21 protein-coding genes and 1 other RNA gene are annotated in these 23177 nt (G+C 58.4%); 16 read left to right on the forward strand and 6 right to left on the reverse strand.

Going from position 1 to position 23177, the window contains the following annotated elements; all coding sequences use genetic code 11:
- Positions 1 to 4: 4 nt before the first annotated feature.
- From ACNA1V_RS04385 to ACNA1V_RS04460, 16 genes are all read left to right on the forward strand, one after another.
- On the forward strand, positions 5 to 3280 hold the full coding sequence (locus ACNA1V_RS04385) for a phage tail tape measure protein (RefSeq protein WP_415832353.1): 3276 nt from the start codon (positions 5 to 7) through the stop codon (positions 3278 to 3280).
- Between the two features lie 93 nt (positions 3281 to 3373).
- The gene (locus tag ACNA1V_RS04390) at positions 3374 to 3652 is read left to right on the forward strand and encodes a hypothetical protein (protein ID WP_415832354.1); all 279 of its coding nucleotides are present in this window, start codon (positions 3374 to 3376) and stop codon (positions 3650 to 3652) included.
- Positions 3653 to 3668: 16 nt separating this feature from the next.
- The gene (locus tag ACNA1V_RS04395; protein ID WP_415832355.1) at positions 3669 to 4175 is read left to right on the forward strand and encodes a hypothetical protein; all 507 of its coding nucleotides are present in this window, start codon (positions 3669 to 3671) and stop codon (positions 4173 to 4175) included.
- A gap of 84 nt (positions 4176 to 4259) precedes the next feature.
- The gene (locus ACNA1V_RS04400) at positions 4260 to 4541 is read left to right on the forward strand and encodes a hypothetical protein (RefSeq protein ID WP_415832356.1); all 282 of its coding nucleotides are present in this window, start codon (positions 4260 to 4262) and stop codon (positions 4539 to 4541) included.
- A gap of 1 nt (position 4542) precedes the next feature.
- On the forward strand, positions 4543 to 5082 hold the full coding sequence (locus tag ACNA1V_RS04405) for a DUF1833 family protein (RefSeq protein ID WP_415832357.1): 540 nt from the start codon (positions 4543 to 4545) through the stop codon (positions 5080 to 5082).
- A 2-nt stretch (positions 5083 to 5084) separates the two neighbouring features.
- Positions 5085 to 5474 carry an NlpC/P60 family protein gene (locus ACNA1V_RS04410; protein ID WP_415832358.1) on the forward strand — a complete coding sequence of 130 codons (390 nt, stop codon included), beginning with the start codon at positions 5085 to 5087 and terminating at the stop codon, positions 5472 to 5474.
- Positions 5440 to 12339, forward strand: a complete 6900-nt coding sequence (locus ACNA1V_RS04415; protein WP_415832359.1) for a host specificity factor TipJ family phage tail protein — start codon at positions 5440 to 5442, stop codon at positions 12337 to 12339. The genes ACNA1V_RS04410 and ACNA1V_RS04415 overlap by 35 nt, the downstream gene beginning before the upstream one ends.
- Positions 12340 to 12633, forward strand: a complete 294-nt coding sequence (locus ACNA1V_RS04420; protein ID WP_415832360.1) for a hypothetical protein — start codon at positions 12340 to 12342, stop codon at positions 12631 to 12633.
- A gap of 749 nt (positions 12634 to 13382) precedes the next feature.
- A complete protein-coding gene (locus tag ACNA1V_RS04425; protein ID WP_415832361.1) occupies positions 13383 to 13583 on the forward strand; it encodes a hypothetical protein in 201 nt (66 codons plus the stop codon).
- Positions 13573 to 14187, forward strand: a complete 615-nt coding sequence (locus ACNA1V_RS04430) for a hypothetical protein (RefSeq protein WP_415832362.1) — start codon at positions 13573 to 13575, stop codon at positions 14185 to 14187. Before ACNA1V_RS04425 ends, ACNA1V_RS04430 begins: the two co-directional genes overlap by 11 nt.
- The gene (locus ACNA1V_RS04435) at positions 14184 to 15473 is read left to right on the forward strand and encodes a hypothetical protein (RefSeq protein WP_415832363.1); all 1290 of its coding nucleotides are present in this window, start codon (positions 14184 to 14186) and stop codon (positions 15471 to 15473) included. Before ACNA1V_RS04430 ends, ACNA1V_RS04435 begins: the two co-directional genes overlap by 4 nt.
- 150 nt (positions 15474 to 15623) lie before the next feature.
- Positions 15624 to 16958, forward strand: a complete 1335-nt coding sequence (locus ACNA1V_RS04440; RefSeq protein ID WP_415832364.1) for a phage head spike fiber domain-containing protein — start codon at positions 15624 to 15626, stop codon at positions 16956 to 16958.
- Positions 16959 to 17027: 69 nt separating this feature from the next.
- A complete protein-coding gene (locus ACNA1V_RS04445) occupies positions 17028 to 17399 on the forward strand; it encodes a putative holin (protein WP_415832365.1) in 372 nt (123 codons plus the stop codon).
- A 1-nt stretch (position 17400) separates the two neighbouring features.
- Positions 17401 to 17676, forward strand: coding sequence for a phage holin family protein (locus tag ACNA1V_RS04450; RefSeq protein WP_253105373.1), 276 nt, complete (start codon positions 17401 to 17403; stop codon positions 17674 to 17676).
- Positions 17661 to 18077 (forward strand): M15 family metallopeptidase, encoded by a 417-nt coding sequence (locus tag ACNA1V_RS04455; protein WP_415832366.1) that lies wholly within the window; start codon positions 17661 to 17663, stop codon positions 18075 to 18077. Before ACNA1V_RS04450 ends, ACNA1V_RS04455 begins: the two co-directional genes overlap by 16 nt.
- A 2-nt stretch (positions 18078 to 18079) precedes the next feature.
- Positions 18080 to 18574 carry a DUF2514 family protein gene (locus tag ACNA1V_RS04460; protein WP_415832367.1) on the forward strand — a complete coding sequence of 165 codons (495 nt, stop codon included), beginning with the start codon at positions 18080 to 18082 and terminating at the stop codon, positions 18572 to 18574.
- A gap of 4 nt (positions 18575 to 18578) precedes the next feature.
- Here the strand turns inward: ACNA1V_RS04460 and ACNA1V_RS04465 are convergent, their stop codons facing one another.
- The 6 genes from ACNA1V_RS04465 to ACNA1V_RS04490 form a co-directional block, all read right to left on the reverse strand.
- A complete protein-coding gene (locus tag ACNA1V_RS04465; RefSeq protein ID WP_415832368.1) occupies positions 18579 to 19067 on the reverse strand; it encodes a hypothetical protein in 489 nt (162 codons plus the stop codon).
- A 7-nt stretch (positions 19068 to 19074) separates the two neighbouring features.
- Positions 19075 to 19527, reverse strand: a complete 453-nt coding sequence (locus tag ACNA1V_RS04470; protein ID WP_415832369.1) for an AcrIF11 family anti-CRISPR ADP-ribosyltransferase — start codon at positions 19525 to 19527, stop codon at positions 19075 to 19077.
- 85 nt (positions 19528 to 19612) lie between these two features.
- The gene (locus ACNA1V_RS04475; protein ID WP_415832370.1) at positions 19613 to 19822 is read right to left on the reverse strand and encodes a TrfB-related DNA-binding protein; all 210 of its coding nucleotides are present in this window, start codon (positions 19820 to 19822) and stop codon (positions 19613 to 19615) included.
- A 161-nt stretch (positions 19823 to 19983) separates the two neighbouring features.
- Positions 19984 to 20347: a transfer-messenger RNA gene (ssrA, locus tag ACNA1V_RS04480) on the reverse strand.
- A 94-nt stretch (positions 20348 to 20441) separates the two neighbouring features.
- The gene (locus ACNA1V_RS04485) at positions 20442 to 21098 is read right to left on the reverse strand and encodes a response regulator transcription factor (RefSeq protein WP_415832371.1); all 657 of its coding nucleotides are present in this window, start codon (positions 21096 to 21098) and stop codon (positions 20442 to 20444) included.
- 13 nt (positions 21099 to 21111) lie between these two features.
- On the reverse strand, positions 21112 to 23079 hold the full coding sequence (locus tag ACNA1V_RS04490) for a sensor histidine kinase (RefSeq protein WP_415832372.1): 1968 nt from the start codon (positions 23077 to 23079) through the stop codon (positions 21112 to 21114).
- Between the last annotated feature and the right edge of the window lie 98 nt (positions 23080 to 23177).

The raw sequence follows: 23177 nt of genomic DNA on the forward strand, positions 1-23177 counted from the left end.
AGGAATGGATAAACGGATCAGCGTCACGCTCGCTGCGAACACCGCCGGCGTTGTGCGCAGCTTTTCTGCGAGCCAAGCTGCTGTTATGCAGTTCGCCCGTGAGTCTGAGAGCGCAATGGCGCGAGCGACGTCAGCATCGCAGCGGTACGAGAGCAGCATGACGGCCACGGAAACGCGGGTGTCTTCTGCATTGACGGCTTTGAAGCGAACTGCGGGGGCGGCCCTCGGTGGTTTCTCGCTGATGGCCGGCATTAACATGGCTGACGATTGGGGACAGTACGCCAGTCGTATTCGGCAGGTCACACAGAGCGTCGAAGAGTACGAGCATGTGCAAGCTCGTCTGGTGGAGTCGGCACGCGACACCTTCCGGTCGCTCGCGGAAACGCGGGAAGGGTTCATTCAGATGACCCCTGTTCTGCGTGACATGGGTTTGAACCTTGACCAGAGTATTGACGCAATTGACACGTTCTCTGGATTGCTGGTGGTTAATTCGGCGACGTCGGACCAGGGCAAGCGAGCAATGGAGGCGTACTCGAAGTCTTTGATTGCGGGAAAGATTGACGCAGATTCGTGGAAGTCTGTTGTGAATGCCATGCCGAGCGTGATCGACCTGCTTTCCGTAAGCCTGGGCAGAAGTGCAGATGAGGTAAGGCGCTTGGGCAAAGACGGGGAAATTTCCGTGAGGGATTTTTCCCGGACTCTTGTGTCATCAAATCAGTCAGTAAAAAAAGCGGTCGAAGATATGCCGACGACCGTAAAAGACGCGTTGGGGAGGATGGGGGATGCCTTTGGTGAGTACCTTGGCCGTCAGAACGAGGCGCGGGGTGTCACGGCAGCATTGGCCAGTAGCATCAACCATGTGACGGACAACTTTGGTTTGTTGGCCGATGTAGCGATTCCTGCAGCAGGTGGCCTCATGCTTGCCTATGCTGTAAAGACCATGCGGGCTGCGGCCGAAACTCGGGCACTTGGTTTCGCCAAGATTGAAGAAGTTGCAGCATCGCGTAGTTCTGCTGCGGCAGCCCATTCATTAGCAGTAGCAAGGGTGGCTGAGGCCAAAGCCACACTGGCAGCAGCGGCTAGTGAGCGGGAAAAATTGTTCGCAACTTCGGTGTTGGCTAATGCCGAGCGGCAATTGGCTGCGTCGTCAACGGCGCTTAGCATCGCGAACCGAACCCTCTACTCTTCGCTGTTGGGTTTGGTCGGTGGGCCTATGGGGGCGCTTACCTTGGGGCTAGGCGTTGCGGGCGCGGCCTGGGGGTTGTTTTCGAATCGGACGTCTGAAGCGCGGAAAAGCCTGTTGGATACAGAGGAGCCGCTGGAGAGCATCACACAAAAATTCGAGCGTATGGGCGAGGTGACCCAGCGTGATGAGCTGGCAAAAGCACTAAAGCAGCGACAGGAGGCGGCTGAAGAGGCGGATAAGGCATTCGAGAATTTGGAAGCCTCAATGCGTGTAGGGATGTTTGCCAATTATTCGGATTGGCAGAAATATCGGGATATGCTGGATGAGGCTCGCAAGGCGGGCACCAGCCTCGCGCCAGTTCTTGACCAAGCAGCCCAGGCAGCGGGTGTGCCTAAAGATGCGGTTGCTCGGTGGATGGATTATGCAAAAGTAGTAGAAGCCGCAGATGGCAGAACCAAAGGATTTACTGTGGTTGTTGAGGCGCTGACAGGAGTTGTGGAGCGTCTTAGGGGAGCAGCAACGGGAGCTGGGGATGCGCTGGCGAGCCTAACTCCGGAGCAATATGAAGCCAAGCGCACCGAATGGCTGGGGAAGTACGCAACAGACGCGGAAAAGCTTTCTGCGAAGCTGGCTGAGGCCAAGAAGGAGTTTGGCGGCTTGATTCCAGCAGATGTTGAAAAACGGATTCGAGCATCGTTTGCGCCAAAAGGTAGTGCCGCTTCAAAGCAAATTAACGAAGGGCAGCGCTACATCAAACAGATCAACGAGCGCATTTCCCTGATCGGCAAGGAAACGGAGTTTGAGAAGCTGCAGGCGCAGATCAGCGTCGGTGCAATCAAGTTCAAGACCGATGCAAAGCGGAAAGAAGCTGAGGCGGCCGCCAGGGCGCTGGACAAGGCCAACGCATCGCTCCGGCTGACGGAAATGCAGCGCGAGATCGACATGATCGGCCTTGTCACTGAAGCCGACAAGATGCGCTACGAGGTGACGAAGGGGCTTTATGCCGGGTTTGAGTCTGACATAAAGAAGCACTTGGTTCTGTTGGCGGCAGAAAGTGACGAAAAATCCAGGCAGATCGACTTCAACAAGACGCTGCTGAGCTTGCAGGGTGAGCGGGCAGACGCTGAGCGTCAGTTCTTCCGCGAGATTGAAGCTTTTGGGCGCGGCGATCAGTACCGGGGGCTGCTGGATTCGCTGGCCCAGGTCGAGGACAAATACCGCCAGATCATGCGCGAGCGGCGCAATTCGCCTGCGGGCCTGAGCGCCGGCGAACAGGCAGCAATCGAGCAAGCGCGCGATGCCGAGCTGGAACGCGAGCGAGAACGCTACGCCGTGCGCCTGGCTCTTCAAGCGGATTGGGTGTCGGGCGCCACGCGAGGGCTGGAAAACTACTTCGATTCCGCTCGGAACGTATCCAGCGGTATTGAGGGACTGTTTGGTAATGCGTTTTCCAAAATGGAAGACTTTTTTGCTAAATCAGCGAGAGGCATTAAGGTCAGTGCATCGGATCTGATTGACAGCCTTATCGAAGACTCCATGCGCCTGGCGGCACGGCAGTCCATTACTGGGCCGCTTGCTTCAGCGCTGGGCGGGGCAATCAGTAGCGCCTTTGGGTCTATGTCGTCCAATTGGTCGTCAACAAACACCAGCAATCCATGGAGCCTGTCGTCACTGGGCGTTTATGACGTTGGTGGCTACACCGGCGATGGTGGACGTCTTGAGCCAGCGGGTCTCGTTCACAAGGGCGAGGGGGTTCTCAATCAAGATGAGATTCGCGCCCTTGGGGGAGAAGAAGGTTTCAACGCCTTGCGTCGGGCGATTCGCGGCCCGGGGCACGCAGTGGGTGGCATGGCAGGATATCCGCGGCTGCCGATGTCGGCATCATCCTCGCAGCCAAATATCAACGTCAATCTTCATGGCGTTCAAAGCCAGCCAGAATCCGTGACTGCTACCAGAAATCAAAGCGGCGGATTCGATATCGACATCATGTTCAAACAGGTCGAAAAGCGCATGGCCAGCAACGTTGCTTCCGGGCAGGGGAGCATGAGCAAGGCGCTTGAACGCCGCTACGCGTTGACGCCGCAATTGGGGTGATAAATGGCAATACCAGAATGGCCCGCAGATCTGCCGGCCCCGGTTCGTTATGGGTTTAACCGGAAACCGAAGAGACCGTTTTCTGGCACAGACATGGATGATGGCACGGAGTTTCGCCGTCGTCGGTGGAGAGTGTTCCCAATCACTATCTCCGTATCGTTCATTCTGACGCGCGCTCAATACGAGAAATACTACGCGTTCTGTCTGAATGACATCGACGGATATAAAGATTGGTTCATGGTGACGGTGGATGGTCCTGACGGCATTGTTCGCAAGCGCTGCAAATGGGCTGAGCCGCCGGATGAAGATGGAAGCACCGGAGGCGGGTATTGGAAAATATCCGGCCAACTGATTACGCACAGCAATTTTTGAAACAAGGGGATTTGAAATGCCGGAGTGGGCAGGCGCCGTCATTGGCGCGGTGATTGGTTTTTTTGCGGTTTTTCTGTCTGCCTGGCTTGGCGCTTGGCTTTCAGTTAGGAGGGATGAGCAAGTGAGAAAGGCAGAAGCGGAGTCAGTTAAGGCGGCCATTGCTGCTGAGCTGGCGGGCTATATCGCCACGATATTTGACAGGTTTGCTTATGCGATGCAGGCCGCTGATGTCGATGATCCAGGCCAGTTTCCAGCAGAGAGGGCGTCCGTCCCCAGGCCTACAGTCTGGCCTGCGCTGGCTGGAAGAATTGGCATGCTGGACGCCAGTGAAGCGCAGGATATTGTTTCTGCCTGGCAGCAAATTGAGCTTTTGATGGGCATGGCTGCTGAATATCAATCTTCCAGGCCCAGCGCCAGCTTGGCGGCCAGTCGAATGACCTACGCGTCCAATGTGATCCAGCAAATTCAGGATTGCGTGCAGGCTCTGACTGGAATAAGGCCGCCATCGCCGACATCCGTTTAACCCCTTTCACTCAACCGCCCGCGAGGCGGTTTTTATTTATTCAGCCCCGGCAAATGCCGGGGCTTTTTCTTTGGAGCTTCAAAAATGAGCATTATCAATCTGAACCAATCCATCGGCGTTCGCCAGAAAAGCCTGACCCTGACTGCGCAAGATGACGGTGGCCAACAATTGCTTGTTGTTTTCGATGTCGGCGCCCTGAGCGAAGACGGCACTTTCCGCGCCATTGGTACCAAAAACTATCTGTTGCCGCCCGACCAAGCCGCGACGGTTCTGGCTGCCATGACGAATGGCGGCAGCGTGGGTGAAGAGATGCAGGCCGCCCTGCTGGCAGAACTGGAAAAGCGCTCCGACTGGGTGGTTGCCTGATATGTCCCTCGATCAGGCATTGAAAGAGGCCTACGCGTCCGGTCACATGCCTGATCGGGGCGTAATTTTCGACACCCTAGAGATCCGGCACCCGTCATTTCGTGATGATGCTGGCCATCCGACCGCCATCCGTGTAGTGATTGGCTATGAGGACATCACGGCCAGGCTGGAAGGTGATGCCGCGCTGAATCCTGGTGAGTACGTTGATTTTCAGGCCGGCGCATTCCGCTTCAAGCTGCCTGGCTTTGAAGAGGGCCAGGTTCCAGCTCTGCAGATCACGGTTGATGGTGTGACGCGGGAGATTGTTGGGCATATCGAATCCGCCATTAATGGCAGCGATCCGATCTATGTGACCTACAGGCCGTTTCTGTCGTCCGATCTCAGCGGGCCGGCCATGGATCCCCCAATCACGATGGAACTGACAAAGGTTAGCGTCGGCGGCGCATCCATTACAGGCACGGCGTCATTGTCCGATGTCCATAACTGGGCCTTCCCATTCGTCAAGTACCTCGCCAGCCGCTTCCCCGGCCTTGTGAGGTAGCCATGACTGCTGACGATGTGAACCGCTATATCGGCCTGGGCTGGCGGCTGGGTGCGCGCGGTCCAGACCAGTATGACTGCTGGGGTTTGATACTGCACTGCCGGGCGGCCTATTTCACTGGCGGCATTCCGGAAGTTGAGTTTGGCGACGCTGCCCGAGACCTTCATTTGCACAAGTTGCGCTCCGGTGAATGGGAAATCGTGAAGGTGCCCCAGCACGGCGATGGCGTCCTGCTGCGTGACGGAAATGATCCTCACGTTGGCATTTACCTCGACCTAGATGGCGGCGGTGTTCTGCACGCCGCCGAAGGGAAGGGCGTCGTTTTCTCCGCCATGCGCGACCTGAATTACCTGGGCTATGCCCGTCCTACGTTTTATCGAATCCATGCCTAATATCACCATCTGCCGCAATCCTTTCCGCCCGCAGCTGGACAGGGAAGTTGCGCCCATTCGTACTGGCACGCGCCTGGACACCGTTCTGCGCCAGCATGGTTTGGTATCTGGTCGCGGCCGCAAAATGACGCGCACCCATGTGTTTGTCGTCAATGTGAACGGCGAATGGCTGACGCAGGACAAGTGGGCGCGCCGGGTAGAACGTGATGATGTTGTGCTGGCCGCCATTCTGCCTGCAGGCGGTGGTGGCTCGAATCCGTTGCAGATTGTGGCGATGGTGGCGCTTGCGGCCGCAACGGCGGGTATCGGCTCGGTTGCGATGGGCGCGGCAGCTGGGCTGGGAACATTTGGAGCGGCGGCTGTTGGTGGGCTGGCAGCGGCCGCCGTTGCGATCGGCGGCGGGATGCTGTTGTCCGCGATTTTCCCTCCTGCTAAGACGCCGTCCACCATGGCCCGCGAGCAGGCGAGCCCGACATACACCATTGGCGCCCAGGGCAACATGGCGCGCCTGATGGAGTCGATCCCGGTCCAGTACGGACGTTATCGCGCCTACCCTGACTTTGCGTCCCAGCCGTACACCGAGCTGGAGGGCAACCAGACCTATCTGTATCAGCTTTTCTGCCTGGGCCAGGGCGAGTATGACATCGAGGAAATTCGGATCGAAGATACGCCTATCGGCAACTTCGAGGAAGTCCAGTACGAGGTCATCCAGCCTGGCGGGACGGTCACGCTGTTCCCTGACAATGTGGTGTCGTCGGAAACCGTCTCCAGCATTGAGCTCAAGGGGCCGAACGAGGATAACTACGCGGTTGTTGGGCCGTTTGTGGCCAACCCTGCTGGCACGCAGGCTAATCAGATTGCCATCGACATTGTTTTCCCTGCGGGGCTGTATTACGCCAATGATCGTGGCGGAATGGATAGGCGCAGCGTGTCCTGGTCGGTGGCTGCCGAGGAAATCGACGATCAAGGCAACGTGATCGGCGGGGAAATTTCGCTCGGCTCCGAAACCTACGAAAACAACACGAACCAGGCGCAAATGATGACCTACCGGTATTCCGTGCCGGCAGGTCGCTACCGCGTGAAGGTCTGGCGAACGTCGAACAAAGACACTGATAGCCGCTGCGCGAACCTGATTCAATGGGGGGGCATGCGCGCGTATCTTCCCGACCATCGTGAGTACGGGAACGTCACGCTGATCGCAATGATCATCCGTGCCACCAACAACCTGAATCAAAGCACAGCCCGGCGCGTGAACGTGATCGGAACGCGCAAACTGAAGACCTGGGATCCGATCAATGGCTGGTCTGCTGGCACGGTTGCGACTAAAAATCCGGCGTGGGCTCTGGCTGATGCTTGCAAAAACCAGGAGTACGGTCGCGGGCTGCCGGATAGTCGCATCAATTTGGCTGGGCTGTATCGCTTGGCGCAAATCTGGGAGGCCCGTGGCGACTATTACAACGGTGTATTTGATACAGCTACCACCCTGTGGGATGCGCTGACCCGTATCGCCCGCGTGGGCCGTGCCATGCCCATGTATTACGCCGGCGTCATTGACTTCATTCGCAATGAGCCGAAGACAGTCAAGACGCAGATGTTCACGCCTGCCAGCATCGTGAGCAACACGTTCAACATTGATTATGCGTTCCCCGAGCATGACAGCCCGGACCACGTCATCGTTGAGTTCACGAATGAAGAAACGTGGCAGCCTGACGAAGTGATTTGCGCGCTACCGGGTAGCGCCAGGTTGCGTCCGTATCGCCTGCAAATTCCCGGCATTACCAAGCACGAACACGCCTGGCGAGAAGGCATTGCCCTGGCTGCGCAGCACCGCGACCAGCGCCGGTTTGTGTCGTTCCAGACGGAAATGGCGGGGCTGATTCCGCGTTATAGCGATCTTGTCGAAATCAGTCACGATGTGCCTGCTTGGGGCTTGACCGGTTACATTGAGGAATACGATCCCGAAACCAAAACGTTCGTCACATCCGAGCCCCTTCAATGGTGGGAAGGCCAGAATCACTATGTGAACCTGCGCCGCCGTGATGGTTCGCCTGATGGCCCGTACCGGGTCGTGAAGGGCAGCCATGGCCGGGAAATGCGCATTGCCGATACCGTCGATGGGCACGAGATTTTCGTGTCGGACGGCCAGGGAGAGGCATTCACGCATTACCAGTTCGGTCCAGGGGAGCGCCGTTCGCTGCTGGCTCAGGTAATGAGCGCGACGCCGGACGAGAATCAGCGCGTCAGCCTGGATTTCGTGAATTATGCCCCCTCGGTTCATTCCGCCGAAAATGGCGAGGCGCCGCCGCCGAACCCGGTTTCGCTGCTGCCGGCCAATCCGAACGCGCCCATTGTGGACAATGTGACGTTGTATGCGTCGCCGGTGATTGGACAGCAGGTAGTTTCGGCCACGCCGGCACGCGGTGCTGAGCGGTATGAGTTCCGGGCCAGCAATGATGATGGCGCGACCTGGGTGGACCTTGGCGCGCACCTGTCCTCGTCTATCACGACCACGCTTCAGTCGGGGCAGTGGCGTGTCCAGGCGCGTGGCATTGGAACGCTGCAGGGGCCGTGGGCGACGTGGAATGGGATGGTTTCGGCAACGCTGACGCCTCCGCCGGAATTGCTCGCATTGCAGGCCACTAGCCAGATAATGGCAATCCAGCTGGATTGGACGCTACCGTCGGCGCCATGGATTCGGTCCGTCGAAATCTGGTATTCCTCGACCAATAATTTCCTCGATGCCAGGCTGCTGGGGGAGTTTCGTTCGTCGCAGCTTTCTCATACGCTGACGGGCTTGTCGCTCAGCGCCGAATTCTGGTTCTGGGCGCGCATTCGGGACGATGCTGACCAAGCAGGGCCATGGTATCCGTCGAGCGACGAGGCCGGTGTGCGTGGCGCGACGAGCGCTGACCCCGGGCCGATTTTGGAGGTTATTGGCGACCAAGTGCTGTCCTCGACATGGGGCCAGCAGATGACTGAGCGCGTCGAGGACATCGACTACCGCATGCTGGACATACGCGCCGAAGTTGGCGCCACTGATGAGCTGATCGAGAAGACACGCAGCCAGGTCCGGGATCAGGGCCGTGTGCTGGATCACCAGTCTCGCGATCTGCAACAGCAGGCCGACCAGCTTGTTGAGAATATTCAGGCTATTGAGGCAGAGGCCCAGGCGCGGGAAACGGGGCTGCAGCAGCAGGCGGATGCATTGGCGGCAGAGAGCCGTGATCGCATCCAGAAGCAGCAACAGCAAGCGGCTGACATTGCGGTGAATACTGCCGCGATTTCAGCTGAGATTGCCAACCGTGTCGATGCGGTGGACACGCTTCGGCAGGAGACGGACGGCCGCATTTCGGCGATGCAGGCCGAAATGTCGGAAATCCTGGGTACGGAGGATTATCAGCCTGGGCAGGCGTATTTGGCCGGCGCTTTGGTCAAATACCTGGGTAAGCTGTATCGCGCCCGGCAGGACATCCCGGCTGGCGTGGCGCCGCCCGATGCCCGCTGGGAGCTGATCGGCGACTACGAGAGCATGGGCGCCGCCGTCGCTGATCTATCGAGCCGTATGGTTTCTGTTGAAGTTTTGACGGAAACGCAAACGCTGCGGATAGATTCTGTTGAGACGCGTACCGGGCAGAACACCAGCAAAATCGACGGCCTCCGCGAAACTGTGGACGGGCAATCTACGGTGTTGCAGGGCCTGCGTACCGATGTGGATGGCAACACATCGGAAGTGCGTTCGTTGCAGCAGACAACGGGCAATATGGCCCTGGTACAGAACCAGCTGCGCACTGATGTTGATGGCGTGCGGTCGGATCTGTCGTCCGCGCAGCAGGTGCAAGACGGGCTGGTGCAGGATGTGTCAGCCCTGGGAGTGAAAGCAGGCGATCTGGAAGCTCGCGCTGACGCGTTGACCGAAGTCGCGGCTGACCACGCTCTGGAGTTGATTCGCCTGCGTGCCAGCGAAGGCGATGCCGAGGGCATGTACACGCATTTTGCGCGTGCTGATGCGAGGCAGGTGCAGCGGATGGAACGGCTGCAGTTGCAGGCTGACGGCCAGCAGTCGCAGATCGAGGACATTGCGACAGTTCAGGTGGGCCACGCCGAGCGCATTGGCACGGTCGAGACCCAGACAGCATCGGCCTTGTCTCGCGTTCAGATTGTCGAAACGGCGACGCAAACGCAAGCATCGCGGCTGGAAACCGTTGAGCAGCAAAGCGGCGACAATGCCAGCCGCGTGGCTCAGCTGCAGTCTGCGCAGGAAGGCCAGGCATCACTGCTTGCTGATCTCCGTACCGATGTTGACGGCAATACGAACACAGCGGCGCAGTTGCTGCAAACAACTGACGAGCTTGCAACCCAGCAGACCCTGCTTGCAACCCGAGTTGGTAATGCCGAGTCCGGGCTTCAGTCGGTGCAGCAGACAGCGGCCGGCACGGCGCAGGATCTGACGGTGCTGACTGTGCGAACGGAGGCGGCCGAGTCCGACATCACTGTGTTGCGCCAGGGGCAAGCCGACCAGGCCAGCAGCCTTGTTGCGCTGAAAACGCAGACGGACAACAACACGGCCACGGCAAGCCAGCTGTTGCAGACGACAGGCGAACTGTCGGCGGCACAGACGCTGCTCCGGAATGATGTGGACGGTGTGCAATCCGGCCTGTCTGCTGTCCAGACCGTGCAAGCGGGTCTGGTGCAGGATGTGTCGGCCCTGGGCGTAAAAACGGGCAACCTTGAAGCCCGAGCCGACGCGTTGACCGAAGTCGCGGCTGACCACGCTCTGGAGTTGATTCGCCTGCGTGCCAGCGAAGGCGATGCGGAAGGCATGTACACCGGCCTGATTCGTGCTGATGCCCGTCAGGTGCAGAGCATAGAGCGGTTGGATCTGCGCGTTGACGGCGTGGTATCCAGTTATGAGGAGGTGATAACACTTACAGAGGAACTGTCTGGGCGTCAGGAGACTCTGGCGTTTGAACTTAATGGTCTGTCCGGCCAGGTTCAGACGCTGGACGTTGCGCAGCAGGGACTGGCGGGCCAGATCTCGACAGTCAGCGCTCGCACGGATGTCGCGCAGCAAACAGCAGACGGCGCACAGGCCACGGCCAATACTGCTGTTGCCGACGCTGCTGCAGCGCGCGCAGCAGCCGGCACTGCACAGTCAGCTGCCGATCGGGCCGCGCAGGATGCTGCTGCGGCGGCGGGCCTTGCTGGCGGAAAATCGGATGTACTGATCCAGTCGGCCACGCCGGCCGCGTCGTATCGAAACAGCAAAACGCTGTGGATCGACACGACGGGCAATGTCAATACGCCTAAGCGGTGGAGCGGCAGCGCCTGGGTGGCTGTTACGGATAAAGCGGCGACCGATGCTGCTGCAGCGGCAGTTGCAGCTCAGCAGAGGGCTGATGCAGCGCAGGCGGCAGCAGACCAGGCAAACGCAGCGGCAGCGCAAAATGCGGCAGATATCGTCGCGGAACGAACGGCACGCACGACCGCGGAGTCTGCTCAGGCGCAGACAAATCAGCAGCTGACGGCGAGTTTCCAGCAAGCCAAAACTGCTGCTGCGCAGGCTGACGCCCGAGTAGCAGAGGAAGAACTGGCTCGCGCAAGCGCTGATGCTGCGCTCGCACAGCGTTCAACTGCGCTGGAGGCGAAAACCGAAGCCCAGGGTACGCAGATTCAAACGCTTGACCAGGCGACGCAGGAGCAGGCGCTGCGGCAGCTGGAAATGCGAGCGATGGCTGGTGATAGCGAGGGCTGGATGCTCACGCAGCAACGCCTGACGGCGCGCACTGCACGCACCGTGGAGCAGCAGGCGGTGCGGATGGAAGGACTGTCAGCCGGCATTGAGGATGTGCGAGAAACGGTTGTGGAGGAAACCGGAGCACTGGCTCAGCAGATAAATACTGTTTCAGCCACGGCCACGGCTGCCGGTACTGCTGCGGCTGGCGCCCAGGCTGATGCCGATGCGGCGCAAGCGACGGCTGATCTTGCTGTAGCGAATGCAGCTGCGGCACAGTCTGCTGCTGCTACTGCAGATCAAAAGGCAGCCGCTGCAGCTGGCATTGCCGATGGCAAGGCTGTGGTTCTCTATCAGACTGCCACGCCAGCAGCGTCATATCGAAACGACAAGACGCTGTGGATCGACATTACGGGCAACGCCAATACGCCAAAACGGTGGAATGGTAGCGCCTGGGCCGCCGTGACTGATAAAGCGGCGACAGACGCAGCTTCGGCAGCTGCTGCTGCGCGTGCGGATGCGGCAGCTGCACAAGCAACGGCGAACGAAGCTGTTGCATCGGCAGCGACGAATGCCGCAGCAATTCAGCTTTTGCAAACGACAACGGCCAATCAGTTTCAGGCCCAAGCACAGCAGCTTGAGACCCTGCAGGCTTCTGTAGAGAATGCGTCCGCAACCGTTCAAGAGACAAGCACTGCGCTGGCTACGCTCGATGGTCGCATCGAGGCGTGGCGAAACGTCAAAGTGCAGACGAACGTCAATGGGGTGGATTACATCGCGGGCACGAGCCTGGGCATTGATGGCGAGGGGAACTCGTCATTCAATGTACTAGCGGGATCAATGAATCTGCTGACAAGCGTGAACGGAACCCTGGTGCCGGTTTTCTCGGTCTCTGCTGACGGCGCAGTGATGAACACGGCGCTGATCGGCAATGCAAGCATCGGTAGTGCGAAATTAGCAGACTGGATGGAGTCCGATGCAAGCGTTGGCGGACAGCCAATCATGCGTCAAAACTGGAGAACTGGAAAATTGGAAATACGAGCTGCAGATGGCAGTGCCACATCCACTTTCACCGGATCGGAGTGGGTTATTCAGGCCGCCAACGGCGTCAGAGTGGTTGAAATAGGACTCTAAATGCCAAAGTTCATTATCCGAAACCAGGATGGCACGATTAAGTACGACTTGTCTCGCTCGATGCCCAAGCGGCTGGGGCAGGTACTTATGAACAAAGACGGGGGGAGCGTGACGATCTCTGCTGCGCCGGAAGACGGTGAGCCTTGGTTTTATATCTACGGGGCTGTTGGGGGCTTCATGATCTCGTTTTCTGGGGCTGAACTGAATGGGAACGTGATTTCTTGGGGACCGATAAAGCACTTGAATGGGCAATATATAACCGGTGATTTCTATCTGATATATGGGATTTTTTGATGGCGAGGATACGGGTTAGGAGGCCTTCCGGTGGAAGCATCCTCGTTGACGATACGTACCAGAATATGGTTGTTAGGCAGAGAGGAAGTGTCCATATCCCCCAATATGCATTTCATGAATTTGAGATCCCCATGGGGGATATGGGGTTTCCTGTTGTCGCAACCCGCTGTACGTCGGGCTTGGCATGCGTTGACGGTGTTTCAGTCACCGCCCAAGGAACATTGAAGGTCAGGCTGGTTGGGGATTACGCAAACAATGGCGTCGATGTTGACTTCTTCGTTTTCGGTGATCCCCAGCCGACCACGGACGGAACTGGACATGTCATCTTGCGTCGTGCATCCGATGGGATTGTCACATTCGATAGCGGAAGGGATTATCTGCGCATCCTGTCTCATCACGAAGTCCCTTATGGATTTACTGGAATGTTGCAGGCCCCAATTGATCGCAGTGCCGGTGTCGTAGTGTTGAGCCCGGCCCGATCGGACGGCTATCGGTACACCCCAACGTCCGGAAATGGCGGTGTTCTGGATCAGGCCTGGGGGGTTCAGAGCTACCAGACTGTTCCAGGCGGAATTCGTGTCGGGGAGACATCTTGGTTGGATTCGTTCCCTTGGTGGGGGGCGTGGCCGGGAATGCCGCCGGAGCAAGGTCAGGTCGTGGGCCCGAGCAAGATATGGATCGTTGACCTGTCTGGATACTAGTGCCCGCTCATAGTCATTTCTGCCTCGGCATTTTGTCGAGGCTTTTTTATGGAAAACGATATGGAAAAAATTCAGCAGGCTATCGTGGCAAATATCGGCAACCGACTGACGCAGCAGCTGGCCAACGGCCTCTTTCACGACATAGTGGGGGCTGTTTCCGAAATCGAGCGCGGCTACAAAGAGCAGATAGCCGCGTTGCAGACCAAGCTGGCAGCTCAGGACGGCGCGGGAGTGGTCAATGGCGACTGATATCCCGTACAGGGTCACAACGTCGGGCGGCGACTGGACGGTAGTGGCGTCTGGTGTGGCCTCGGCAACGGTGGTGCTGTTCAATCTGGCGGCAACCAATGCGGCGGCAGCCGGCGCCACCATCGGGCTGCGTCTGCGTAAATCAGCGGGCACGGCATTGATCGTGCCAGCTGATTTGCTGCCCGCAGACGCGGGCGACAACGCAACCCGGCTTCGCATACCGTTGCTGCCGCTTGAGCCGGGGGACGTTCTTGAAGCGTACTCCGATCAGTCAGTCACATGGGCTGGCCTGGGGCAGCAGTTGGCTACGTTGAAGCCGTATAGCCGCGTAGCCAGCGTATCGGGCGACACATGGACGACTGTCACGAACCTAGCAGGTTCTGTCGGTGCGCTCTGGATCGCAAATACGGCGATGGGCTCTGCTTTTGTGTCGGCCAGGATTGTTGCCGGCAGCACGCTGATACGAACGCTGTTCGATGGGGAGGAAGCCGAGGAGGGGGCCAGCATGCGCATGCTGTCGCCCGATGCGCTGGCGGCCGGGCAATCGCTGCAGGTGAAATCAGTGGGCGGTATTGATGTGATTGCAACGGGGGTGCGAGTATGAGCGTGTTGGGACCGATTTCGACGATGCAGGCGGCCCGGCCTGCAACTTATCTTGATCTTGATTTCAGTAACGGCGATACGCCGGGGAATCTTGTTTATTCCCGAGCATCGGGCCATGGCGTCTGGGACAAGGATGGCAAGTACTCTGTCGTCGGGCCGAATGTTCCGCCGATCACATGGGTGCCGGAGCTCAACAGTTACGCATTGGCACTTGAGCCAGGCGATCGGCTCAGAAATGTCCTCAATCCCAATGATTCTGGATGGCTTCGGCGAACGTTGGGGTACGACATAGCCCCGGCGACAGATATTCCAGCGATTCAGGAAAGTGCTGTTTTTGTTGATGCCCCAGACGGATCTATGACTGCTCTGCGGGTAAATGGGAAACGGACGGCTGGACAGGGGCCGGTTATCTCTTTCCAAACATCGACAACCTACGCCCGTGCGAAGTTTTTTATTCGGAAAGGACTTGGGCTGGGGGAGAGAGTGGTTCCTATTTTTTTCAGGAACAGTACTACTGCTACGAATTTTCCGATTGTCACGCTTGATCTGGGTTCCGGTGAACTTGGGACCATTCCTGACACTAGCAATCAATATTTTAGAGTCACTCGTCGGTGCCGAGATTGGCTCGAAGTGGATGCTGTGAGGGGTGGCTTTAGTCCCGGAGATGTAGTCGCTTTCTATATACACGGATCAAGTGCTAGGGATATCCGTGCTGATTATTGGCGCTTAAATTTATCAAGCAATCCGGTTATTTCGTCGTTCATCCAGCCGGGAATTTCGTACACAGAACGTGCTGCCTATAGTGGCATTACTCCAATCGTAATGCCCACGGAAGCCGGCGCTCAGTTCGACTGGTTTGTTGAGGGTGTGATTGATGCACATCCATGGGCAATTCCAAATGGTGTAATTCCGTGGGGAATCAGGAATGTAGGCGGAGGAAATCGGGTGGATGTAATTTGGTCAACTTCAGCTAGCCATTCCATTCGTCATGCTGATGCTCAGGGCTTATCTCGAACCTTCGTTTCTGCGAACGATGTGGCCTTGTCGAAAGGAGGGCGGAGATTTGTCAGATGCACGGCGAGGAGTGCAAATAATCGAGCTTACGGCTCGCCGAGTGGAGCAAATGTTCTGTCTCTTGAGACTTACGCCGACATGGCGAACGCGCCGGCATTGGCAGGGCATGCTATCGGGGCTTATGGAAAGGAAAACGGTGCTGCATATTTGAAGCGATCCGCGATTTTTCCGGCTGGGACATTGGACGATTTGAAAACAGCGAGTATGCGATGATTTCCTGCTATCTCCTGATAATTCACCCGCTTTGGCGGGTTCTTTTTTTTGGAGTAAGAGTGAAAAAATTTCTTCAATTTTCATATAGTGAAAAGAAGGGGGGGGGGTAACACCTGCTAAACCGCCCGTCAAGAGCTTCAGGGGGGCTGTATGAGCGTTCTTGGCCCTATCTCAACCCTGCAACCAGCACGGCCAGCAGCGTATCTTGATCTGGATTTCTCTCGCGGTGACGTCCCTCCCGCGCTCGTATATTCCCGTCCTGGTAATAGCGGCGTATGGAACAAAGACGGCCAATATTCGGTCGTCAGGGCTAACGTACCGCCTGTGACCTGGGTGGATGAGCTTGGGTCTTATGCCCTGGCGCTTGAACCCTCCAGAACAAACCTGCTCACAGTTAGTGGAAACAGGCCAGTAGGCCTTGGGCCGTTTTCGATATTCGAACAGAGCCATTTCCCAATGAATGCTAACGGCACAATTGCCGAAAATGTTGACTCCCCTGATGGAGGAAATTCTGCGGTTAGGATTGTTGGAAACAGTACAAGCCTAACTCAATCCTCTCTCGTTCCCATGCCGGCCAGCCAGAAATTGGTGTACACCATTTACGCAAGGAAAGCTGGAGATACCCAGGAATTCCTAGCTGGAGTACGGGCGGTTAACTCCGATGGAGGAGTGTTTTCTGCCGGAGTGAATAGGTCGAGAGTTAAACTGGACACGTTGGAGGTGCCGAGCGATCCCGCTCCAGGCATCAGGTATTCCATACGTAGGGTTAGTCTGGGCTATGTTGAAATTCAGGTGGCTATTGATGGGACAAAAACCACCCCGGCAATTACTGAAAATGCAGCAGTAGGGTTGTACTTGGGGTACACGGGCAACAGGGCTGCGGCGTTGCCTGGCCGACCCTACTTCGACCTTTGGTACGGCCAGGCGGAGGAAGGCACGGTGGCAACCTCCCTGATTATCCCGGCAGCGACTCGCCAGGTGCGGTCGTCATACTCTACGAGAACACCCATCAACGTCCCGCAGGAGGCAGGGGGGCAATTCGACGTATTCTTCGACGGGTATCTTGACTCTGGGCCATACGAGATACCGAACGGCGTGATAGCGTGGGGCATTCATGACGGTGCTGCCACAAGCCACCGCATGGATGTGGTGTTCAGCGCGAACAATGACTACAGCGTCTTTTTTCGCGACTCGGGTGGGTCAAGGTCTAGATCGTCGCGAGGGAATGGAGTCGGGCAAGGCATACCCTCAGGCCGCAGACCGTGCCGTGCGGCGGCGACGCTTGCGAATGGGGTATCCAAGGGTAGTGCTGGCGGAGCCATTGCTAATAATGTTTCCGTAAACCCTGACTGGTCAGGGGAGCAATATTCGCCCGCAGTAGTTGCCGGCGGATACCAACCGCACATGGCAGTGATGTATCTCAGGCGTGCTGTAGTGTTGCCGCTGGGCAGCATTGCAGACCTGAGTCGCGCAGCAAATATTTGACCCGCTCCGGCGGGTTTTCTTTTTTCCAGCCTCGGCATTCGCCGGGGCTTTTCTTTTGGGGAGTAGGGAATGGCTGATCCCGCAACGAGCGTTGCAACAGCAGGGGCAGTAGCAGCAACAGTAGGTGCGACCGCATGGCTGACTGGGCTGGATGCCGGCGCCGTATTCGGGGCTTTTGCAGGAGCGACGACGTTTGCTCTGACGGCTAGGGATACCAGCCTGCTGCCCCGTCTTATTTACGCCTTGATCAGCCTGGTGGTTGGCTATTCGGCCGTGCCGGATGTAGCGGCCCTATCGCCGATCAAGTCGCCTCTGGTGATCGCATTTCTTGTGTCTGCCGTGGTTGTGCATGCGACGGTCACCGTGATCGACCGGATCAAGCATCTTGATGTGCGGGCTGTCTGGGACGCGCTCACAAGCGCCTGGCGCGGGAGGGGCTGACATGTTGGCCGGAATCGTTATTGCTGCAAACGTGTATTCGCTGGCGTGGTTGCTGTCGTATCGCCGAGGGCGAGCGAACTTTAAACGATGCGTGTCTCTGCTGGCCTATGCCCTGGTCCTGGCGCTGGGCGGGCAGGTGGTCGAGGTTGGGCTTAATCACGCAATGGCCACGCCGGCCGATGCTGCGCTCGCGGCTTTGATCGCCGTGTTTGTTCATCGTGCACGGGGCAATGTCGCGTGCCTTATATATCGGAGAGAAGAATGGGTACTGAAGTGAAGAAATTTGCGTTGTCACAGCGCAGCATTGATCGCCTGCAGGGCGTGCATCCGGATCTCGTTGCCGTGGTCAAGCGCGCAATCGAACTGGCCAGCCAGGATTTCATGGTCGTCGAGGGATTGCGGACTGTCGAGCGCCAGCGCGAGCTTGTTGCCAAGGGCGCGAGCAAGACCCTGAACAGCTATCACCTGCCGCAGGCAACCGGCTATGGCCACGCAGTGGATCTGGCGCCGCTCGTCGGCAAAGAGATCCCCTGGAACGATTGGGCTGCATTCGCCCGCATGGCCGACACCGTGAAGTCAGCGGCACGCGATCTGGGCGTGCCGGTGGAGTGGGGCGGTGACTGGAAGACGTTCAAAGACGGCCCGCACTTCCAGATTCCGCGGAATTGGAGCGTCTGAACATGATTGCCGGCTGGAGGGGCTATTTGGTTTCCGGCGTGGGAGGCGTGTTGCTGGCGCTGGCCGCATGGGCAGGCCTGAAGATGTACGGCAAAGCGCAGTATGAGCGCGGAGCCGCAGCCGAGCGCACAGCACAGGCGCTCATTGCCGGCCAGGTCGAAGCTGACTACCGTCGCCAGGAGCAGGCCTGGCGAGACAAATTTGAGGAACAGGAAAATGCAACTCAGGAAAAATTGGCCGGCGTGGTTGCTGATGAGCGCCGTGCTGCTGATGTCCGCGTGCGGGACACGGCAAAATCAGTCGCCGCCCGCTATCGTGAAGCCGCCGAGCGTGCCACCGCTGCCGCAGAGCGCCAGGCAGCCTCCGCTGCCATCACAATGTTTGCCGAGCTGCTTAGCCAATTTGACGAGTTGGCGGGAATCTACGCAGCGCAGGCTGATCGAGCTAGAGTAGCGGGGCTGGCGTGTGAAGCTGCGTATGACGAGATTCGGGAGTAGCCCGCTATGCTTTCGGCATCTTCCGTGGATCATAGAAAATCCGCTGGCGGTCTTCCGGCGTGAGTCCGGAATACCACGCACGCGCCTTGAATTTATAGACTTCCCAGCCCATGGGGTCGGAAAGCACACGCTCGCGCCATTGCTGGCGCTCTTCGCGCTTCAAGCGCAGCAACTCGTTCAGACGGTCAGGCGTCTGAGCAAGGCCCGCATACCATTTCCGTGTTTGCTCGCGGCCGTAGGCCCGGAATTGCTCTGCAAATCCGGGGTCGGCCTGCATCGTTTCTCGCAGCCGAGCAAGATAGCTTGCTCGAACGGCTTTCCAGCGCGGCGTGTCTTTGACGCGCAAATATCTGTCGCGCTCCCGCCTGCGCTTGCGCTCAGCGGCATGCTCTGCACCGCAGGTTTTTGCCTGCTGGCCCGGCTTGTGCGGTATCTCTGCACCACATATTTCGCAGCGAGTAAGCGGGCGGGGTGGCGATTTTCTGCGCGGCATTCACTGATTACCGGCGCTTCAGCTCAGCCTCGCGGCCCAGCATGTCAATCATGTAGGCTGTGCCTTGTTCGTCGTCAACTGCAACGCCACGAAAACCGAGCAGAGTAGCGGCGCGTGCGGCATACAGTTGACTGTCCCACGATGCTTCTGCTGCTTCATCGGCATCATCAATGATGTCGTGAGCGGCTGACCTGCCCTCGATCAGGCTTTCAGCCTCTTCTGCGTCGATGTTGTAGCGGCTGGCCATGTCTTCAACCAGGGCTTGCAGCTTTTCTGCGTCATCGCGATAGAACAGTCGGCTTGCTTCGATGACTTGATTTTCGTCTATCTCGATGCTGTAAGTCACATGCTGGCCGACACTCATCGAGTATTCGCGGGCAGAAAAGAACAGGAACGAATCAAAGCGTCCGTGTGCGCGGATTTCCTTGATTTCGCTGGGGCTGGTATGAATCAGTTCCATGTCTTTTCTCTGCCCCTGTATCACCGGGGCGCGTGGCTGGTTTCGATCACCATGACTACATTATAGTACCGTTTAAGTGGTACTGTCAAGCGATGTTGTATGCCTGCTTTATCTTGTCGTGAGCATCGTTGATTTGCGCCACGGCCCTGGCGAGGTGATTTGGTCGGCACCCGGCTTCCCTTGCCGCGTCTGCCTGCCGCTCCCCGGCAACGAGCACAAGTCTGGCAGCGGCGAGTATCGGCCCGCTGGTCATGCGCAGCAAGCCGGTGATGAGATCGAATTGTTGGTCTGTCATGACTGAATTCTATATTTTTGGGCAAAAAAAGGCCCGTCACTAGGACGGGCCGTGTGAATTCGGTGTGAATTCAGTGTGAAACGTGGCACCTCACTACACTAAACAGCACCTTTTGCGGTGTTGGTACTGCTTAGTGTGACGTAGTGTGGCGCCATGTAATCTGGTGGAGCCGGCGGGAATTGAACCCGCGTCCGCAAGCCCTCCGCAGGCAGTTCTACATGTGTAGTCGATAAATTTTAAGTTTTAACCTTGGATCATGCCTACCGACAGGCCCTTCCTTGGCGATTCACTGGATTTAAGATCTGGCTTCGTGACCCAGACAGACCCGATTCTTTGTAGATGACGCTGCTCCAGGTTTTACCCTGGCTGACCCAAAGACAAATCAGTGCAGCGGCTCACCGCTTAAGCGGCCAGAGCGAAACGCTCGTCGTTGGCGTTTGTAGTTTTCCAGTGGATTTACGAGCGAACTGGTGCTCGACATGCCCTGCTCTGTTTCATGACCCACGTCGAATCCGGATCGGCCCCAGATTTTTCATTTTACGCCCGCTAGTCATGTAAGGCCAGCATTTTGTGAAACAAGGGCATCAGAGTCCTCTGAAGCGGGCATGTGTCGCGCCGCTTACCCTCTCAGGTCCAGCGGATCGAGCAGACCGGCGGCGATGGCCTGGCCGACGATGTCGGGCAGGCACTCGGCTTGCATGCGCCGCATGACGCGGGCGCGATACAGGTTGACGGTTTTGATGCTGATGTTCAGCTGCTGCGCGATTTCGCCGTTGCTGTAGCCGCGCGCCAGCGGCAGGAAAACGTCGCGCTCGCGCGGGGTCAGGCTGTCCAGGCGGGTACGCAATGTTTTCTGGGCCTCGGCCTGCGCAGGAAGGGTGTCCGGGCGTGTCTGGTGGTTGAGGGCTTGCTGCACGCTGTCGAGCAGGAGTTGTTCGTTGTATGGCTTTTCAATGAAGTCGAAAGCGCCGGCGCGGAATGCACGCACGACGATGGGCACATCGGCATGGCCGCTGACAAATATGATGGGCAGCTCGAGACCGCGCCTGCGCATTTCTTCCTGGACACCCAGGCCGCCCATGCCCGGCATGCGCACATCCAGAAGGACGCAGGCATTTGCCGCATCCGGGGCGCTCTGACAGGCTTGCAGGAAGTCCTGGCCAGAGGTGAAGGGTAGCGCCTTCAGGCCGACCGATTCCAGCAGCCAGACGGTAGAGTCCAGCATGCCCTGGTCGTCATCCACGACATAGACCTGCTGCATGCTTGCTTCCGGCATCCGGCCATTCTCCTTATCGTTGTTGTCCTGGTGGTTCCTGGCGCAATCTCAGGCTGCATTCCATGACCAGGCCCGCAGGGCCATTTTCCACGATATCCATCTCCCCGCCAAAGCCTTCGATGATGTTGCGGCTCATGGAAAGCCCGAGCCCCAGGCCTGCCGGTTTGCTGGTGTAAAACGGGGTGAAGACTTTTTCCCTGGCGGTGGCGCTCAGGCCGGGGCCCTGGTCGCATACCTGGACGCGCAGGTATCCGTCCTGGCCGGCACAGGCCCGGATGGTGACGCCCGATGCCTGGCCGCGCTGCTGTTCACGGTTGGCATCTATGGCGTTGCGCAGCAGGTTCAGCAGTACTTGCTGCAAGAGTACGCGGTCGGCATAGACGGGTGGCAGGTCGTCTGGCAGCGATGCGTGAATGGTGACTTGGTGCTGGCTGGCTTCCCAGGCGCAGAGGTGCATGGCTTCATGGGCCACCTCGGCCAGGTCTATCGCCTGCATGCGGCGCTGATCCTTGCGCAGGAAGGCGCGCAGGCGTTTGATGACGGCTGAGGCATGCGTGGCATGTTCGGCGATGCGTTCCAGGCCCTGGGCCACGCGAGCAGGTGCCTGGGGGTTGCGATCCGCGTCGCGCAGGTAGCGCTGGCAGGCACCGGCGTAGTTCATGACGGCAGCCAGGGGCTGGTTGATTTCATGTGCAATGCCCGAGGCCAGCTCGCCCAGGGTGATCAGGCGGCTGGTGTGGGCCAGTTCATCTTCCAGGCGACGCTTGTTCGCTTCGGCCTGCACGCGTGCCGTGATGTCGCGCAGGACGCTGATGGTTTCGACGACGGCGCCCGTATAGGTGTCGCGGATCGCCCGGCTGGCGGTTTCGAACCAGAGGTAGTGCCCCATTTGGTGCCGCAAGCGATAGGTCATGGTGTGGTAGCCGTCATCCACCAGCGCGGTTTGCCCCTGGTCGAAAGGCAGACCGGCATCCTGCGGGTGCAGCAGTTCCCGCAGGTCGCGTCCGCGCAGTTCCTCGGGCCAGTAGCCCAGCAGCGTCCAGGATGCCGGTGAGGCATCAAGGAAACAGCCATTCGGATCGTGGCGCGCGATAAGGTCTGTCGTGTTTTCCGTAATGAGGCGGTAAAGCCGCCGCGCTTGTGCCGCTTCGCGCGCTTCCCGCAGCGCCGAAGTGGCGTCGCGGCAGCGTGCCAGCACGTTGCCGCTGCTCGGGTCGGGGATGAAGCTCCAGAGCAGCAGGCGGCTCTCTACCGCGGCTTCCATGTGTTCAATGGCACGGCGCTGCACCAGGCAGGTGCGTACGATTTGAGCGTAGTTGACAGGCAGGAAGCGGGTGGCCTGCGCCAGTGTCGCACCGCCCAGCAGGGCGAGGAAGGCAGGGTTGGCGGCGCAAATGCTGGCGTGCGCATCGAACAGCAAGGAGGGGCGCGGGTCGGCCGCCAGCAATGGCAGGGCCGTGTGCGCCGGGGGATCGGCGGCCAGCGCCACCAGCGCATCATGCATCCAGGCCAGCCAGTCGCTGCGTTCGCCGTCTTCCAGTTCCGCCAGCAGGATGCCGGGTGTGCCGCATTCCAGTTCCAGGCGCAAGGCCAGACCACGATTGATGCCGGCGCGCCGCAGGCGTCCCGCCAGCCAGCAGGGCAGGTTGCGCAGTTCCGTGAGCGCGATACGCGGCGTGTCGCTCATGCGCGCATGGAGGGCCTCGTCGCTGGCGTTCAGCGGATCCCCCTGGCCTGGCGGCAGGTGGTGCTCGCCGATGTGACGGTAGGTTTGGGTACCGCTGTGCCAAGTCAGGTAGAACGCACGCAGGATACCGCTGCAATGCTCCAGTGAGCGCAGCAGGGCATCTACCTTGGCTTCCAGGGGGGCGGCTTGCTTCTGAAGCCGTATCCAGCTGCCCAGGTCGGCGGCCGCCGGAATGGCAGCTGCCTGCATGGTTCCATCCGGGTTTTTGGCTGCGCTATATGGTAGTTCTTCCATATGCTGAATTTTATAATGTATTTATATGGTTGTTATTCTATATGGTGTTGGTACTAATATTATATTTTCTCCTGCGGATATATAAACCTTTCCATAAA

It is taken from the genome of Kerstersia similis (assembly GCF_965139615.1).
GTDB classification, from domain to species: Bacteria; Pseudomonadota; Gammaproteobacteria; order Burkholderiales; family Burkholderiaceae_B; genus Kerstersia; species Kerstersia similis.